Consider the following 17,189-nt stretch of genomic DNA (forward strand, 5'->3'; position numbering starts at 1 on the left):
GGGACGTAGGTTCCCGCGGGACGCAGTTACCCGCTGCCCACGGGTCGCCGGCCGCGTAGGAGGGCCGCGCCCCGGTAGTTCTCCCCGGGGGATTCGAGTACTTCCTACTCGTGTACGGGAGGCCGCCGCAGGCTTTACTTAAGGAGGCAAAGCAAAGCGGCCGGCTGGAAGCCGCGGAGCAGGCCGAACAGGACATTGAGGCCCTCTCAACTTCCGGTCCCCTCGGGGCCCGGGCATAGACGGGGCCGGCGACGTCAGAGTCTTCTGAGACCGAGACTCTCCCCCCAGCCGTCGCCGGCCCTCTGCTCCCTCGGCTGAAGCCCGGGGCAGCGGTGGCGGCTGCCCCTCCCGGGCGGCCGCCACAGCCGTGTGTGGGACAATTGGGTGTCAGACATTGGCAGCCCAAGGAGTTCGTTTTGGCCGTAGTATCAACGCCAGCCACACTGGAACATGCCGTCCCTGTCATGGACAACGCCGAGGTGCTGCGCATCCGCAATGACTTCCCGGTCCTCAACCAGCTGGTCAACGGGCAGCCGCTGGTCTACCTCGACTCCGGGGCCACGTCGCAGAATCCCTTGAGCGTCATCGAGGCGGAGCAGGAGTTCTACGAGCAGCGCAACGCTGCCGTGCACCGCGGGGCCCACCATCTTGCCGTGGAGGCCACGGAAGTCTTCGAAGATGCCAGGCAGACCATTGCCGACTTCATCGGTGCGGACTATGCCGAAACCATCTGGACGTCCAACGCCACAGAAGGACTGAACCTCCTGTCCTATGCGCTGTCCAATGCCGGGCTGTGGGCTGCCCAGGGGCGTGGCGACCAAGCCCTCAGGGGACTGGCCCTGAAGCCCGGCGACGAAATCGTGGTGACGGAAATGGAGCACCACGCCAACCTGATTCCGTGGCAGGAGCTGGCATTCCGTACGGGGGCCACACTCCGCTACATCCCCATCGGGGATGATGGCAGCCTCCGCATGGAGCAGGCGGAAAGCATCATCGGCCCGCGCACCAAAGTCCTGGCCTTCACCCACGCCTCCAACGTCCTGGGAATCATCAACCCCGTGCAGGAGCTGACGGCCCTTGGACATGCCGCGGGCGCCCTGGTCGTCCTGGATGCCTGCCAATCCGCGCCGCACCTGCCCTTGGATGTCAAGGAGCTGGACGTGGATTTCGCGGTCTTCTCCGGCCACAAGATGCTTGCCCCCACCGGGATCGGAGTGCTGTACGGGCGCCAGGAGCTCCTGGACATCCTGCCGCCGTTCCTGACGGGCGGATCCATGATCACCACTGTCACCATGGAACGGGCCGAATACCTTCCTGCGCCCCAGCGTTTCGAGGCCGGGACCCAGCGCATCTCCCAGGCGGTGGCCCTGGCCGCCGCCGCCAACTACCTGACCGAGACGGGGCTGGACCGCATCCACCGGTGGGAGGCAGAGCTGGGCCAGCGCATGGTGGTGGGACTGGAGGGCATTCCCGGTATCAGGGTCTTGGGTCCGGCCGCCGGGCAGGAGCGGATCGGCCTTGCCGCGTTCGACGTCGAAGGTGTCCACGCCCACGACGTCGGCCAGTTCCTGGACTCACGGGGAATTGCCGTCCGCGTGGGGCACCACTGCGCCCAGCCGCTGCACCGAAGGCTTGGCTTGACCGCCACCACCCGCGCCAGCGCCTACCTCTACAACACCACTGACGACGTGGACCGCTTCCTCGAAGCCGTCGCGGGCGTCCGGGCCTACTTCCGCGCCTAGCGGAGAAGACGAAAGGTGACACCATGAGCCTTGACCAGCTGTACCAGCAAATCATCCTGGATCATTCCAAGGCCCGCCACGGCAGCGGGCTGGCCGCCACGGAAGCACCCGAAGGCACTTCCACAGGGCAGTCCCACCAGCTCAACCCCGTGTGCGGAGACGAAGTGACCCTTCGGCTCGCCGTCCAGGAGGGAAAGGTGGCCCAGATTGCGTGGGACGGGGCCGGGTGCTCCATCTCCATGGCCTCCGCATCCGTCCTCACCGACCTCGCCGAGGGCATGACAGTGGCCGAGCTGCATGAAGTCATCGACAGCTTCCGGGAGGTGCTGCGCTCCCGGGGCAAGGTCCACGCCGATCCCGAACTGCTGGGGGACGCCGCTGCGTTCGAAGGAGTGGCCCGCTACGCAGCCCGGGTGAAGTGCGCCATGATTTCCTGGGTGGCGGCCGAGGACGCGCTCAACCAGGCGGCCTGAGCCGGACAGCAAACAGCCCGGGCCTTCTCCAGCAGGAGGAAGGCCCGGGCTGTTTCGCGCAGACGGCGCCTGGCGTGGTCCGGCAGCCTAGCCGAGCAGGCCGAGGACGCCGATTACGGCGGTGGCCAGTCCGAGCACCATGGAGATGCTTACCAGCACCACGTGCACGGTCAGGAACCTGGTTGCCTTGCCGGCGGCATCCCTGGCGCGCGGATCCTTCATGACCCGGCGAAGGAACTGCGGCCAGACCACCAGGGACCAGACGCCGGCGATGATCAGGACCAGCGCGGCGAAGACGGGAAGCTGCATGGGGCTAGTGGCTTTCCAGCCAGGCCTGCGCCTGGGCAGCCTGCAGGTTCAGTGCCTTGGCCACCATGGGCTCGGCGGCGTCGGCGATCTTTCCGCCGAGGAACGGTACCGAAGACTTCACGGCGCCTTCCAGCTCAACGCGGGTTCCGCCGGCGTCGGCCACCAGACGCTGGACAGCGGTGACGTCCACCGGGGCGCCCGCGATCTTCAGCGAGATGTTGCTCTGGCGGGAGCCGTCCGCCGCGGGGGCTTCCCAGTTCTCCACCTGGGTCACCTTGAGGTGCTCACCCACGAATTTACGGGCGATTTCGGGCAGCCGGGTGGTGGGGAGGGTGCGTACGGAGGTGGCGTTGAAGGCCCCTGCGATGTCGCCGTCCACGGTGAATGATTCCAGGGTGCCCCCCACCAGCTGGCTGACGTGGCGCTGGAAATCCTCGTTCACCAGCACAGCGGCAACGCTGTCAACGGAGTGCGGAAGGGTGGTGGTTGCGCTCAGCGCCATGGGTCCTCCTGGGACGTCGGGAAAGGATTTACGCCTCCAACATCCTACGGGGTCAGCTGGGCGCGGTCCGCATCGGCCAGTTTCTGCGCGGCCGTGGTGATGTTCCGTGCCATGGCCGGGAAGATCAGGCTGTGGAAGGGGAGGACGGCGAGCCAGTAGAGCCGTCCGCTCAGGCCCTTGGGAAAGAAAATGGCGCGCTGCCGGTAGCGGCTGCCACCGCCGTCGGGCTCAACGGACAGCTCCAGCCAGGCCCGTCCCGGCGCGCGCATCTCCGCCCGCAGCCGCAGGAGGCTGCCGTGTTCGATCTTCTCCACCCGCCACCAGTCCACTACTTCCCCCGCCACCAGCGTGTGCGGGTGCCGGCGGCCGCGGAGCAGGCCTGCGCCGCCGGTGAGTTTGTCCAGCCAGCCGCGGACCTGCCAGGCCAGGGGCAGCGAGTACCAGCCATTGCGTCCGCCGATGCCTTCGATGATGGTCCAGACATGGGCGGGATCCACGTCGCCGTGGAACGTCCGCTCGTCGATGTACACCTTGTGCCCGGCCCAGTCGGGGTCGCTGGGCAACGGATCGGAGTCGGCGCCGGCATTGGCCCACGTGGTTTCCACCTGGCCGTCCCGCTCCTTGCCCAGTGCCAGCGCCACCGCTGTCCGGTAAGGGGTCAGGCCGCCGTCGGGCTGCGGGATGTACTCGTCGACGTCGTGCTCGTTGGACACCGCGTCATGCTGCAACGACTGGACCAGCGGGACCGCCATGGACCACGGGATGGGCGTGGTCAGCGCCACCCAGATGCCTGCCAGCTTGGGCGCAGGGATGGGCAGCGCCAGCACCACCCGGTAGGGCAGGCCTGCTTCCGCAGAGTATTCCTGCATCATCCTGGCGTAGGTCAGCACCTGCCGGCAGCCGATATCGAACGTCCTGTTGATGGTGCCCTCCAGAGACGCGGCAGCAACCAGGTAGTACAGGACGTCCCGTACGGCGATAGCCTCGATCCGGTTGCGCACCCAGCTGGGCGCCGGCATCAGCGGCAGCGTTTCGGAGAGATGGCGGATCATTTCGAAGGATGCGGAGCCGGAACCGATCACCACGCCTGCCTGGAACACCACGGCGTCCACGGGGCTGTCCAGGAACACCTTGCCCACCGCCTCCCGGGACCGCATGTGGGTGGACAGCTCGACCCCTTGCGGGTGCAGGCCGCCCAGGTACACGATCCTGTGCACTCCCGCGTCGGCGGCAGCGTCCGCGGCGGTCCTGGCCATGGCCTTTTCCTTCGCTTCGAACCCGGCCCCGGCAGCCATGGAATGGACCAGGTAATAGAAGACGTCGACGCCGGCCAGGGCTTCGCGGAGGGCGTCGCCGTCGTCGAGGCTGCTTTGCACGACGTCCACGTTGTCCCGCCACGGGACACCGGCGATTTTCTCGGGGGAGCGGACCAGCACCTTCACGGTGTGGCCTGCCTCGAGCAGCCTGGGCACCAGCCGCCCGCCGATGTAGCCGGTAGCACCGGTCACGAGGACGGTCTTAGGTGTTGGCTGGGCACTCATTGCGGTCATGCTGGCTCCTGTTCGTCCCAAGCAATTCGCAGCGGCCGCCCATGAGGACGGCTGCCCGGCGAAAAGGCTGCGGAAATGGATCGGCATTGCCAGCCTAGATCCATTCCGGCGGTGATAGGCGCCGTGCCGCCATGTCGTTCCTGCGCGGTAGGCTGGGAGAACCCGGGATTCGCAGCGAATTTCGGGTTTTCGCGTTGCCTGCTTGTTTCGATGAACACCACAGGAGCTTCTGCCATGAGTCTTCCCGGCCAGTCCGCCGCCGGCACATCCAGCACGGGCAAGTCCGCCGCGCTCCCGACGCTGGACGGACTCCGCCGCGCCCTTGAACCGGACCAGACGTTCGCCCGGGTCCAGGCCGAGGCCGCCCGTGGCTTTGCCGTCCGCGGCCAGGATTACCAGATCAGTGCGCCCGCGGGCCTGCGCCCCGTGCTGCTGGCGGAGATGGCGGACGGCCTCGCCGCGGCCGCGGCAGAACAGTCCGCGGAGCCGGGCGTCGTGCTTGCCGTCACCGCCACCGGCCGTGAGGCGGAGGACCTGTCCGCAGCCCTGCGGGCCTACCTGCCTGCCGATTCGGTGGCCGAGTTCCCCAGCTGGGAGACCCTCCCGCACGAGCGGCTTTCGCCGCGTTCGGACACGGTGGGCCGCCGGCTGTCCGTGCTGCGCCGCCTGGCGCATCCGGAAAGCTCGACGGCGGCCCGGCTGCGCGTCGTCGTCGCGCCCGTCCGCGCCGTGGTCCAGCCCGTGGTGGCCGGCCTCGGCGACCTGGTCCCCGTCACCCTCAAGGTTGGCCAGGACGTTCCGTTCAGCAGCGTGGTGAAGAGCCTGGCGGACGCCGCCTACGCCAGGGTGGACATGGTGACGCACCGCGGCGAGTTCGCTGTCCGCGGCGGCATCATCGACGTCTTCCCGCCCACGGAGGACCATCCCATCCGCGTGGAGTTCTTCGGCGACGAGGTGGACCAGATGCGCTGGTTCGCGGTGGCTGACCAGCGCTCGCTGTCCGCCCCCGGCATCCACCACCCCACCGAACTGCACGCCCCGCCGTGCCGTGAAATCCTGATCACCCCCTCGGTGATGTCCCGCGCGGCCACGTTGAAATCCCAGCTTCCGGCCGCCGCCGACATGCTGGAGAAGATCGCCGGCGGCATCGCGGTGGAAGGCATGGAATCGCTGGCACCTGTCCTGGTGGATGCGATGGTTCCCTTCGTGGACCAGTTGCCGGCCGATTCCATCGCCGTGGTGATCGAACCCGAGAAGGTGCGCACCCGTGCGCACGACCTCGCTGCCACCAACGAAGAGTTCCTTGAGGCGGCGTGGTCCACCGCGTCCGACGGCGGGGCGGCACCCCTGGACCTCAGCTCACAGGCGTCGGCCGCGCTGCATTCGGCGAGCTTCCGGTCGCTGGCCGAAACCCGCGGCTCAGCCCTGGCGCACGGGGTCTCCTGGTGGTCCATCACCTCGCTGGCCCAGGATGCGGAGCTGCTGCCTGAGATCGACGTCCTGAACCTGCACGCCCGGGAACCCCGCGGCTACCAGGGCGACGTTGCGGAGATGATGGACTTCATCGGCTCCCACGTCCGCGACCAGTGGCGGATCGTGGTGGCTACCGAGGGCCCGGGGCCCGCGCAGCGCCTGGCGGAACTCTTCCACGAAAACGACATCCCCTGCGCCCGGGTGGACAGCCTGGACCACGAGCCCCAGGCCGGTATCATCGAAGTGACCACCGCCGCCGTCGGCCGCGGCTTTGTCCTGGACGGGCTCAAACTTGGCCTGCTCACCGAGGCCGACCTGCTGGGCCGTACCTCTGCCGGGTCCACCAAGGACATGCGGCGGATGCCCTCCAAGCGGCGCAACGCCGTCGACCCCCTGCAGCTGGTGGCGGGGGACCACGTGGTCCACGAACAGCACGGCATCGGCCGGTTCGTGGAACTCATCCAGCGCAAGGTGGCCGGCGGCGGCGACGGCGTCCGGGAATACCTGGTGCTGGAATACGCGCCCGCCAAGCGCGGCGCCCCCGGCGACCGTTTGTTCGTCCCCACGGACCAGCTGGACCAGGTGACCCGCTACGTTGGCGGCGACGCCCCGGTCCTGAGCAAGATGGGCGGCGCGGACTGGGCCAGCACCAAGTCCAAGGCCCGCAAGGCCGTCAAGGAGATCGCCGGTGAACTGATCCGGCTGTACTCGGCCCGCATGGCCTCCCGTGGGCACGCCTTCGCCCCCGACACCCCCTGGCAGCGCGAGCTGGAGGAAGCCTTCCCGTACGTGGAGACGCCGGACCAGCTGACCACCATCAACGAGGTCAAGGCGGACATGGAGCGGGAAATCCCCATGGACCGGCTGGTGTCCGGCGACGTGGGCTACGGAAAGACCGAAATTGCGGTGCGCGCTGCATTCAAGGCCGTGCAGGACGGCAAGCAGGTGGCCGTGCTGGTACCCACCACCCTGCTGGCCCAGCAGCACTACGAGACCTTCACCGAGCGGTTCTCCGGTTTCCCCCTGCGCGTCAAGCCGCTGTCCCGGTTCCAGTCCGCCAAGGAGTCCAAGGAAACCGCCGAGGGCGTCAAGAGCGGCGCCGTGGACGTGGTGATCGGCACCCACCGGCTGCTGTCCAAGGACTTCGAGTTCAAGGACCTGGGCCTGGTGATCGTTGACGAGGAACAGCGGTTCGGCGTGGAACATAAGGAAGCGCTGAAGAAGATGCGCACCAACGTGGACGTCCTGGCCATGAGCGCCACCCCGATTCCCCGCACACTGGAAATGTCCCTCACCGGCATCCGGGAAACCTCCACGCTGGCCACCCCGCCGGAGGAGCGGCACCCGGTGCTGACCTACGTTGGTCCGTACACGGACAAGCAGACCTCTGCCGCCATCCGCCGCGAGCTGATGCGCGAAGGGCAGGTGTTCCTGGTCCACAACCGGGTGTCCACCATCGAGCGGACCGCGGCGAAGATCCGCGAACTGGTCCCGGAAGCACGGGTTGAGGTGGCGCACGGCAAGATGTCCGAAAGCCGCCTGGAACAGATCATCGTGGACTTCTGGGAACGGCGCTTCGACGTCCTGGTGTGCACCACCATCATCGAGACCGGCCTGGACATCTCCAACGCAAACACGCTGATCGTGGACGGGGCGGACAAGTACGGCCTGTCCCAGCTGCACCAGCTCCGCGGCCGTGTGGGCCGTGGCCGGGAACGTGCCTACGCGTACTTCCTGTATCCCTCAGAGAAGCCCCTGGGTGAGGTGGCGCTGGAACGGCTCAAAGCCGTCGCCGCACACAACGAGCTCGGTGCCGGCATGCAGCTGGCCATGAAGGACCTGGAGATCCGCGGTGCCGGCAACCTGCTGGGCGGGGAACAGTCCGGCCACATCCAGGGGGTGGGTTTCGACCTGTACATCCGCCTGGTGGGCGAGGCCGTGGCGGACTTCCGCGGCGAAGCCGAAGAGAAGGCCGCGGAGATGAAGATCGAGCTGCCGGTCAACGCGCACCTGCCGCATGACTACGTTCCCGGCGAACGGCTGCGCCTGGAGGCCTACAGGAAGCTCGCCGCAGCCCTCACCAACGAGGCCATCGACGAGGTCCAGGCCGAGCTGGTGGACCGCTACGGCGAGCTGCCGCTGCCTGCCCGGAACCTGGTGGAAGTGGCACGGTTCCGTGTCGCCGCCCGCGAGGCCGGCCTCTCCGACGTGGCGCTGCAGGGCAACTTCATCAAGTTCTCCCCGGCCTCGCTCCCGGAGTCCAAGACCATGCGGCTGAACCGGATGTACCCGGGATCGCAGTCCAAGCCGGCCATGGACGCCATCCTCATTCCCAAGCCCAAGACGGCACGGATCGGCGGCCGGGACCTCCAGGACGCCGAGATCCTGGAATGGGCCAACGGCGTCATCCGGAATATCTTCTCCGACGCCCCGCTGGCGGTGAGTTAGCACTTGATGGGAGGACACCACGCCGCGTCGGGAGCCGCGGCGTGGGTAGCTGTTGCGTCCACCGGCCCGTACACCCTGGGCTGGTACCCGCTGGATCCCACCGGCATCCTGATCGGCGGCATGGCCACCGCGGGCACCGCACTGGTATGCGACTGGGACCACCGGTCCAGCACGGTGGCCCATTCGCTGCCGCCGCTGTCCAACATGATTGCGCGCGGCATTGAGAATGCCAGCGGCGGGCACCGGCAGGGCACGCACTCCATCCTCGGGGCGGCGTTCTTCGTCTTCCTGGCCGGCCTGGCATCGCAGATCCACATGGACACAGGATGGGGGCGCCTGTCCGTCGGCGCCGGGCTGTTGTGCATGTTCCTGATCAACATCGCGGCGAAGGCACTGAAACTCTTTCCCAAGAGCGGCTTCATCTCCAACTGGATCTTCGCGCTGGTCATGGCCGGCCTGGTCACGGCCTACGCGCCGGAACAGTGGACCTGGCTGCCCACGTCGATGCTGATCGGGGTGGTGGTGCACATCGTCGGAGACCTCATCACCACCGGGGGAGTGCCGCTGCTGTGGCCGCTCGTGGTCCGGCCGCCGAAAATGCTCCGCCGGCTGCCCTTGCTGCGGAACATCTGGCGTGCCAACGGCGCCCTGTCCGTGCCGCTGCTGGGCCGCGCGGGTTCCAAGCGGGAATGGCTGGTGCTGATCCCGGTGAGCGCCTACGCCATGGTGGGGATGACCATGGCCGGCTGGGCCATTGCCCAGCACCACTGGGGCCGCGTGGCGGCAGCCGCAGGCGCCTGGATCAGGCTCTGGTTCTAGCCGGCGGCACCATTATCACCAGACGAAGAAGGGACCCCGGACAATGTCCGGGGTCCCTTCTTGTGCTGCTGATCAGGCCTTTAGTGCTCGCCGGCCGAGTCCGAACGGCCAAAGATGGTCTGCGGAAGCCAGAATGCCAGGGCGAAGAGGCCCAGGCAGACGGCCATGGGCCACGGGTTGCCCAGGGTGAGGAAGGACAGTGAGTAGATGGCGCCCAGGAACAGGGCGAAGCAGATCAGGAACAGGACCACGCTGGTGGCGAGGTTGTTTTCGTTCTGCGGGGTCCGGACCGATTCCTGGCTGGACGCCGAGTCCCTGCTGGACGCGTTGATCTGGCTGGACATGTGTTCCTCCTCGGCCCCGCGGGGCTTGATCTGTGGCGGCTTCCGGCCAGGGTCAGTAAGCGGCTGAACCCTGTTCACCCTTGACGATGGCAATTCCGGAGCTGGCACCAATTCGTGTTGCACCTGCTGCAATCATAGCCTGCGCATCGGCAAGGGACCGTACGCCCCCGGAGGCCTTGACCCCCACCTGCGGGCCCACGGTCCTGCGCATCAGGGCCACGTCCTCGACGGTGGCGCCCCCGCCGTTGAACCCCGTGGAGGTCTTCACGAAGTCGGCTCCAGCCTCCACGGCAGCCTGGCACGCCAGCACCTTCTGCTCATCCGTCAGGAGGGCTGTTTCGATGATGACTTTCAGGATGGCACCGCCGGCGTGCACGGTCTCAGCCACGGCGGCGATGTCCTCCGTCAGGGCGCCCTTGTCACCGGCCCTGGCGGCAGCAATGTTGATCACCATGTCCACCTCTTCGGCGCCGTCCAGGACTGCGCCGCGGGCTTCGAACGATTTCACGTCCGTGGGAGTGGCCCCCAGGGGGAAGCCCACCACGGAGCAGGTGAGGACGCCCGAGCCCCTGAGGGCGGTGGTGACGGTCTTGACCCAGATGGGATTGACGCAGACCGACTTGAACCGGTACTCGGCCGCCTCGGCGCAGACCTTCAGTACGTCAGCTTCCGAGGCCTCGGGCTTGAGCAGCGTGTGGTCAATGTAGGAGGCGATGTCCGCGCGGCCGGCCGGGTGGGCGGTGCCTGCGTGAACGGTGGCTTCGTTGCTCATGATGGTCCTCTCGGAGTGCCTTGTGGGCCCGGCGTTGACTCGGTTTCGGGAACCATCTTGTCACAGCGGGCCGCACCGCAGCATGCCCCACCCGGAGCGCCGGGAGCGCCAGGAGAGCCCGGCGCCCCCGCAGCGGGGCACGGCCGCTCAGGCCGCCTGCAGGGCCGGCGCTTCCGCTGCCGCCGTCAGCAGCTGGGTGGCGCAGGCGCCTGCCGCCGAAGCCGCTGCCACCAGCAGCCCCAGCCGCACGCCGTCGAACGCTGCCGCGTCCCCGATCGCCCAGATCCCCGGAACAGACGTGCGGTAGTCCCGGCTGATCACGATGCCACCCCCGGCTGCGGTCTGCAGGCCTGCGCTGGCGGCCAGCCCGTCGCGGGAGACCCGTTCCTCGGCCAGGACAACAAGGTCACCGGTCATGCTGCTGCCATCCTCGAAGACCACGGCGGACGCGGGCGCCCGGGAGGCGGATGCACCGGACACGACAGCAGGGATGACGGCGGCAGGGCGGGCGGTGGTGCGGATGGGCCGGACACCCTTGGCCCGCAGAACCGCTTCGGCCTGTCCCGCCGCGGCTCCGGTGCCCACCAGGATCCCCACCGGGCGCCGCCCCAGCTCCCGTGCCACCTTCTGTACGGAGTTCGCGATGCGCGGTGCGTCGTCGATGGTGGCATAGCTCAGGCATTGCGCGGCCCCGTCCACCGGGTTCGCCACGGGGGCGGAGCCGGTGGCGATGACCAGGTGGTCGTAGGCGAACTCCATGCCGTCAGCCGTGGCCACGGTGCGGTTGACCGCGTCGAGGTGGCTGGCAGGCTGGCCAAAGCGTACGGAAACCTGGGGCAGCAGGGCCAGCTCCAGCAGCTCGGCGGGAGTGTCATCGCGGTTGCTCAGCACGGTGATGGTGCCGCTGAACCGGGCGCGGTCCAGCTGCGCCACCAGGGCCTGGGCAGCGGGGCCGGCACCGGCAATGACAATGCGGGTTGCGGTGGAGGTGGACGGTGAGGGTGCCGGAGCGGACATGTGCTGGCCCTTTCGGTGGCGGCCGGTAAGCGGCCGGAACTTCGTGATGGAACACAGCGTAGGCGCGCGTCTTTTCCGGGGTGTTTCCCTTCAGTTGCTGTTTAGCGGACTCGTGTTCGCCAGTATTTACCCGCCGGTAACAGAACCCGTGACGCACCTCTCATTCGTCCGTCCGCCGACACAAAAGCCGCCGCGCCGGGCGCTGGGCGCCCGGCCGCAGCCACCTAGACGCGGATCCGGTACCCGCGCTTGACCACGGTTTCGATCAGCTTGCCGTCCGGCAGCGAGGACCGTAGGCGGCTCACGGTCATGTCCAGCGCGTGGACGGAGCCGCGCAGTTCCAGCAGGTCGGACAGCGATTCGCGGGACAGGACCGCGCCGCCGGCGCCCAGCAGGGCGCGCAGGAGCAGCAGGGGAGCCGGTGCCAGTTCCACCTGCCGGCCGTCGATGCGCAGGCTGCGGCCACGTAGCTCGAGGCTCCCGGAGCGGGTCTCCAGCCGCCGGACGTGGTTCAGTGCCAGGTGCTCGCATACCAGCCGGATGAGTGCGCCCATGCGGAACCGCTCGGGGATGAGCGGCGTGATCCCGGCGTCCAGGAGGGGCTGCGCCGTGACAGGACCCACCACGGCCGTGGTGACGTTCAGTTTCAGGCTCTCCACCAGCTGCTTGTAGAGCCCCATCTCATGGGCCGTGCTCCACATGGCGTCCACGGCGGGGGCGCTGGTGAAGGTCAGGACGTCCAGGTTGCCTGTGCAGGCGGCGTCGATCAGCCGCGGAAGCCTGTCCTCGCCGTCGGGCTTGACCCAGCGGTAGGGCGTGACTGTGAGGACCGTGGCACCGGACATCCGCAGGCGCTCGATCTGGCGGACGTCGGTGTAGCCGTGCAGCTGCATGGCGACAGTCTTGCCCCGGACGCCCTCGGTGAGCAGCATGTCCACCAGGGTGGAGGTGGTTTCGTCGCTGCTGATGCCGACGTCGGCAAGGCCCGCCGCGCGCACCGCACCGCGGGCTTTCGGTCCCCGGACGAACATGCGGCAGCTGCCCAGCGTCTCCAGCAGCTCGTCGCCGATCCCGAAGGAATCCGCTGCCTCGCACCAGCGGCGCATGCCATACGCGGTGGTGGCGATGCAGAGGTCGGGCTTGGCCGCGATGATGGCCCGGGTGTCCTCGATGAGGCGCATGTCCTCCTGGACGGGGGCGATCTTCAGTGCGGGGGCGTGCAGCACTTCAGCGCCGCGCCGTTCCAGGGCCTCGATCAGGTCGCGGGACCGCCGGTCCGAGGTGACGCCGATGCGGAATCCCTCCAGCGGCGACTCCGCGGCGTCTGTGGATTCTTCAGCCTGCGGTGATTCGGCCGGTGCAAGTGCAGTCATGGGGGTCAATCCTTTCATGATCCCAGCAGCGAGGCCGCCAGCCGGTCCAGGTCGGCGGCGGCAGCGGCGTGCTGCTGGTTGGCTTCAGCCACCCGCACCACCTCACCGATCACCAGCACGGCCGGGTTGCTGCAGCCGGCCGCGGCGGAGGTGATGGTGCCCAGATCGGCGATGGTGGTGCGCTGGCCCGGCCGGTATCCGCGTTCCACCACTGCCATGGGCATGTCCGGGCGCATCCCGGCACGGCGGAGGCCGGCGGCGAGCTGGTGGAGGGTGCCGATGCCCATGAGCACCACGATGGTGCCGCCCAGGCCGGCCAGGTGGTGGTGCTCTTTTTCGGTCAGCGGGGCGTGCCCGGAAACCACCGTGAACATATGGCTGACTTCCCGGTGGGTGACCGGGATGCCAGCAGCGGCGGGCACCGAGATGGCGCTGGTCACGCCGGACACCACCTGGACCTGGACGCCGGCGGCCACGCAGGCGGCTACTTCCTCGCCTCCGCGGCCGAATACGTAGGGGTCCCCGCCCTTGAGGCGGACCACATTGTTCCCGGCCAGCGCGCTTTCCACCATCAGCTTTTCGATATCCGACTGGCTGACCTTGTGGTGCCCCGGCTTCTTCCCCACATCCACGAGTTCCGCGGACGTCAGCAGCGGCAGTTCCTGGTACGGAGCGAGGCGGTCATAAAACACCACGTCCGCATCCCGCAGCGCCTTGACGGCGGCCACGGTGAGGAGGTCGCTGGTGCCCGGCCCGCCCCCTACCAGGGTGACGTGCCCGGCGGCACCGGCGGCAGGTTCGGCAGCGACGGGAATGCCTGCGTCCCGGCAGCGGTCCAGGAGTCCGGCCCAGCCGGGCTGCCCGTCCTCGACGGCGGCCACCAGGAACAGTCCTTTCGGCAGCGGGGCGCCCTGGGCGGCATGCGGGCTGGTGAGGCGGTGGACGACGGCGCCCGCGGCTTCGTACCGCTGCACCGCCTGCCGCGCGGCAGCAGGGGTGCCGGTCACCAGGACGTCCCGGCCGGTGAGGTCGATACTGAGCTGCATGGTTATGCCTCGTTTCCAGGGGTGGTCGTGGCGGTGCGGACCGGGATGGAGGACCCGATCAGGACCTTTCCCTTTTCTTCGGGAGTGGCGGGGCGCATCTGGCCGCGCTCGTCCGGGACGAAGGTGATGGAATCGTCCTTTTGGTCGGGGGCGTTGACGAAGGAGCGGAACCGGCGCAGGCGCTCGGGGTCCTTCAGGGTGTCGGCCCATTCGTCGACGTAGGTGTCCACGTGCTTGGCCATGGCAGCCTCGAGCTCCGCGGCGATGCCCAGCGTGTCCTTGACCACCACGTCCTCCACGTGCTTGATGCCGCCGTCGAGCTCTTCCTGCCACCGGGCGGTGCGCTGCAGGCGGTCGGCGGTGCGGATGTAGTACATGAAGTAGCGGTCGATGTACTTGATCAGGGTCTCGTCGTCCAGGTCCTTGGCCAGCAGCTGTGCGTGCGCCGGCGTGGCTCCGCCATTGCCGCCCACGTAGAGGTTCCAGCCGTCGGCGGTGGCGATCACGCCCACGTCCTTGCCGCGCGCCTCGGCGCATTCGCGGGCGCAGCCGGAGACGCCCATCTTGAGCTTGTGCGGGCTCCGGAGGCCGCGGTACCGCAGCTCCAGCTGGATGGCCATGGCCACGGAGTCCTGGACGCCGAACCGGCACCAGGTGGAACCGACGCAGGACTTCACCGTGCGCAGGCTCTTGCCGTACGCCTGGCCGGACTCAAAGCCGGCGTCCACCAGTTCCTTCCAGATCTCCGGGAGCTGTTCGAGCCGGGCGCCGAACATGTCGATCCGCTGGCCGCCAGTGATCTTGGTGTACAGGCCGTACTTTTCGGCGACGGCGGCGATCACTCCGAGCTTCTTCGGGGTGATCTCGCCACCGGCGATGCGGGGGACCACCGAGTAGGTGCCGTCCTTTTGCATGTTGGCCAGGGCGCGGTCGTTGGTGTCCTGCAGGGTTCCGCGGCCGGCGTCCAGCACGTAGGCGCTGTTCTGGCTGGCCAGGATGTTGGCAATGGTGGGCTTGCAGATGTCGCAGCCCGCGCCGGTGCCGTACTTGGCCATGATCTCCTCGAAGGAGGTCAGCCCCAGGACACGGATGGCGTCGAAGAGTTCCTGCCGGGACAGTTCGATGTGCTCGCACAGGGCCTTGGAGACCTCGACGCCGGACTTGGTCAGCTCAGTTTCCAGCAGCTTCTTCAACATCGGCACGCAGGAACCGCACTGGGTGCCGGCACGGGTGCAGCCCTTCAGCTCGCCCAGCTCCTGGACGGGGGCGTTGCCCTCGCAGGCGCCGCAGCCGTTGATGGTGTCCCTGATGGTTCCCGCGGTGACGTTGTTGCAGGAGCAGAGGGTGGCGTCGTCCGGCAGTTCGGTTTCCGGAGCGTCCCCGCCGCCGGCCGCGCTGAGGAACGCGCCGGGCTCGGCGGGAAGTTCGCGGCCCAGGAGCGGGCGCAGGCTCATGTACGGGGAGGCGTCGCCCACGAAGATGCCGCCCAGGAGGGTCTTCGCGTCGTCGGTGGTCACGATCTTCTGGTACACGCCGCGGGCGGGGTCGGCGTAGACGATTTCGAGGGCATGTTCGGTGCGGGCGAAGGCATCGCCGAAGCTGGCAACGTCCACGCCTGAGAGCTTGAGCTTGGTGGCGGTGTCGAAACCCGGGAAGGTGGCGTCGCCGCCGTGGAGCCGGTCGGCCACAATCTCGGCCATGGTGTTGGCGGGGGCCACCAGGCCCAGGCACATGCCGCCGAAGTTGGCCACTTCGCCGATGGCCCAGATGCCCGGTACTTCGGTGGCGCAGTAATCGTTGATGACCACCCCGCCGCGGGGGCCCAGGCTGAAGAGCTGCTCTTCGCCTTCGGCGGCGCGGAAGAGTTCGTCGCGGGGTTTGACGCCGACGGCGACAATCACCAGGTCTGCCGGGATGACGCGTTCGTCAGCCATGAGCACTCCGGTGACCTGGCCGTCGTCGTCCGCCAAAATCTCGGAAGGGAACACACCGCCGTGGACCTCGAAGCCTTTCGCCTCGATGAGCCGGCCCAGGGCCTGGCCCGCACCCTCGTCCAGCTGGGTGTTCATCAGCCAGGGAGCCCCGTTGATGACGACGGGGGTGGCGCCGAGCTGCTCGGTGCCGGCGGCCGACTCAAGGCCCAGGAGTCCGCCGCCGATGGTCACCGCGTTGATCTTGCGGCCGAGCTTTGCGGTGAGTTCGGCGATGGCCTTGTTGATGGCCCACACGTCCTCAAGCGTCCGGTACACGTGGGCGTGCTCAGCACCGGGGATGGGCAGGCGTACAGCGTCCGAGCCCGTGGCCACCACCAGCTGGTCGTACTCGTAGCTGTGGCCGGCGGCGGTTTCCACGCTCTTTGTTTCCGGATTGATCTTCACCACGCGCTCGCCGGTCTTCAGGACCAGCGAGCCGTGGTCCCACATGGAAGCGGTGCCCAGGGTGAGGTCCACCCCGGCATCGGTGAGGGCCTTGGAAAGTGCCACCCGGTCGTAGGGGAGGTGGGCTTCCTCGGTGAGGACCGTGACATGCCAGCCGTCGAGGCCGCGGGCATGCATGGCGTCCGCAAAACGGTGGGCCGCTGGGCCGCCGCCGGCGACGACGATGCGGCGCGGAGTCTCTGTGCTTGAAGTCTGTTCGGTCACTGTGGGCCTTTCGCATGGGCCGCAGACGGTGCTCTGCAGCTTGTGCATCCAGCCTAGGAAGGGGCAGTTTCGCCTCAGTTTCCCAATTGTTTCGTCAACTTAACTTCTGCATCACGAACGCATTTCCGCCCGCGTTAGGTCTCTTTTACGCGCCGGACACATTCACCGCACCCCTTTGAAACACCCGGACCCTAGCGTGGGACACGGCCGCAAAAGCTGCCAATGCAAGGGACAACAGGCACAGGGAAAGGAGCCGGACATGACGGCAACACTTGAACTTGGGGCGCTCGCCGCCGAATCAGACACCGCCGGGTTCGGGACCGGCTGGCACCGTGTCTGCATGGTGGATGACCTCGAACCGGCATGGGGCGAGGCCGCCCTGGTGGCAGGCCGTCAGGTGGCACTGTTCCGCACCGGCCCCAGCGAAGTCTTCGCCGTGGCGCATGAGGACCCCGCCACCGGAGCCCACGTCATGGCCCGCGGCATCCTCGGCTCCAAGGGCACCCGCCCCACGATCGCCTCGCCGCTGCACAAGGAGGTCTACGATCTGGAGACCGGTGAATGCTTCACCACTCCGGGCCTGCGGCTGGCAGCGTTCAGCACCCGTGTCAGGGACGGCTTCGTCGAGGTGGAGCTCTAGGATTTTCCGCAGGGTAGGGGCGCGCCGAAGAGGCGCGCC

General features: G+C 68.1%; 14 protein-coding genes. 5 read left to right on the forward strand and 9 right to left on the reverse strand.

Features of this window, described 5'->3' with window-relative positions:
- Positions 1-416 precede the first annotated feature (416 nt).
- Together MRBLMD1_RS15100 and sufU are read left to right on the forward strand one after the other, a co-directional pair.
- A complete protein-coding gene (locus tag MRBLMD1_RS15100; protein WP_364401040.1) occupies positions 417-1,742 on the forward strand; it encodes a SufS family cysteine desulfurase in 1,326 nt (441 codons plus the stop codon).
- Between the two features lie 23 nt (positions 1,743-1,765).
- The gene (gene sufU / locus MRBLMD1_RS15105) at positions 1,766-2,215 is read left to right on the forward strand and encodes a Fe-S cluster assembly sulfur transfer protein SufU (protein ID WP_159632488.1); all 450 of its coding nucleotides are present in this window, start codon (positions 1,766-1,768) and stop codon (positions 2,213-2,215) included.
- Positions 2,216-2,302: 87 nt separating this feature from the next.
- Here sufU and MRBLMD1_RS15110 read toward each other — a convergent pair whose 3' ends face one another.
- From MRBLMD1_RS15110 to MRBLMD1_RS15120, 3 genes are read right to left on the reverse strand one after another with little or no spacing between them, the layout of a single operon-like run.
- Positions 2,303-2,524, reverse strand: coding sequence for an SCO4848 family membrane protein (locus tag MRBLMD1_RS15110; protein ID WP_159632487.1), 222 nt, complete (start codon positions 2,522-2,524; stop codon positions 2,303-2,305).
- A 4-nt stretch (positions 2,525-2,528) separates the two neighbouring features.
- The gene (locus MRBLMD1_RS15115) at positions 2,529-3,026 is read right to left on the reverse strand and encodes a DUF2505 domain-containing protein (RefSeq protein WP_159632486.1); all 498 of its coding nucleotides are present in this window, start codon (positions 3,024-3,026) and stop codon (positions 2,529-2,531) included.
- 44 nt (positions 3,027-3,070) lie between these two features.
- Entirely contained in the window at positions 3,071-4,576 is a 1,506-nt protein-coding gene (locus tag MRBLMD1_RS15120) for an SDR family oxidoreductase (RefSeq protein WP_159632485.1), read from the reverse strand.
- A gap of 234 nt (positions 4,577-4,810) precedes the next feature.
- Between MRBLMD1_RS15120 and mfd the strand changes: the two genes are divergently transcribed.
- Positions 4,811-8,497, forward strand: coding sequence for a transcription-repair coupling factor (gene mfd, locus MRBLMD1_RS15125; protein ID WP_364401045.1), 3,687 nt, complete (start codon positions 4,811-4,813; stop codon positions 8,495-8,497).
- Positions 8,498-8,503: 6 nt separating this feature from the next.
- Positions 8,504-9,316, forward strand: a complete 813-nt coding sequence (locus MRBLMD1_RS15130) for a metal-dependent hydrolase (protein ID WP_364401048.1) — start codon at positions 8,504-8,506, stop codon at positions 9,314-9,316.
- Positions 9,317-9,396: 80 nt separating this feature from the next.
- On the opposite strand, the gene MRBLMD1_RS15135 is transcribed toward MRBLMD1_RS15130, so the two are convergent.
- The 6 genes from MRBLMD1_RS15135 to nirB form a co-directional block, all read right to left on the reverse strand.
- Entirely contained in the window at positions 9,397-9,660 is a 264-nt protein-coding gene (locus tag MRBLMD1_RS15135; RefSeq protein WP_364401051.1) for a hypothetical protein, read from the reverse strand.
- A gap of 52 nt (positions 9,661-9,712) precedes the next feature.
- Positions 9,713-10,432, reverse strand: a complete 720-nt coding sequence (gene deoC / locus MRBLMD1_RS15140) for a deoxyribose-phosphate aldolase (RefSeq protein ID WP_364401054.1) — start codon at positions 10,430-10,432, stop codon at positions 9,713-9,715.
- A gap of 147 nt (positions 10,433-10,579) precedes the next feature.
- Positions 10,580-11,449 carry an FAD-dependent oxidoreductase gene (locus MRBLMD1_RS15145; RefSeq protein ID WP_364401057.1) on the reverse strand — a complete coding sequence of 290 codons (870 nt, stop codon included), beginning with the start codon at positions 11,447-11,449 and terminating at the stop codon, positions 10,580-10,582.
- 224 nt (positions 11,450-11,673) lie between these two features.
- On the reverse strand, positions 11,674-12,822 hold the full coding sequence (locus MRBLMD1_RS15150; RefSeq protein ID WP_324644597.1) for a uroporphyrinogen-III synthase: 1,149 nt from the start codon (positions 12,820-12,822) through the stop codon (positions 11,674-11,676).
- 14 nt (positions 12,823-12,836) lie between these two features.
- Positions 12,837-13,868 (reverse strand): uroporphyrinogen-III C-methyltransferase, encoded by a 1,032-nt coding sequence (gene cobA / locus MRBLMD1_RS15155; RefSeq protein ID WP_364401060.1) that lies wholly within the window; start codon positions 13,866-13,868, stop codon positions 12,837-12,839.
- A gap of 2 nt (positions 13,869-13,870) precedes the next feature.
- Positions 13,871-16,510: a nitrite reductase large subunit NirB gene (gene nirB / locus MRBLMD1_RS15160; protein ID WP_364401063.1), complete on the reverse strand. Its 2,640-nt coding sequence runs from the start codon at positions 16,508-16,510 to the stop codon at positions 13,871-13,873.
- Positions 16,511-16,769: 259 nt separating this feature from the next.
- Here nirB and nirD point away from each other — a divergent pair, with 259 nt between their 5' ends.
- On the forward strand, positions 16,770-17,150 hold the full coding sequence (gene nirD, locus MRBLMD1_RS15165; protein WP_159632477.1) for a nitrite reductase small subunit NirD: 381 nt from the start codon (positions 16,770-16,772) through the stop codon (positions 17,148-17,150).
- Positions 17,151-17,189: the final 39 nt, after the last annotated feature.

This window comes from Pseudarthrobacter sp. LMD1-1-1.1 (assembly GCF_040676255.1).
Lineage (GTDB): Bacteria > Actinomycetota > Actinomycetes > Actinomycetales > Micrococcaceae > Arthrobacter.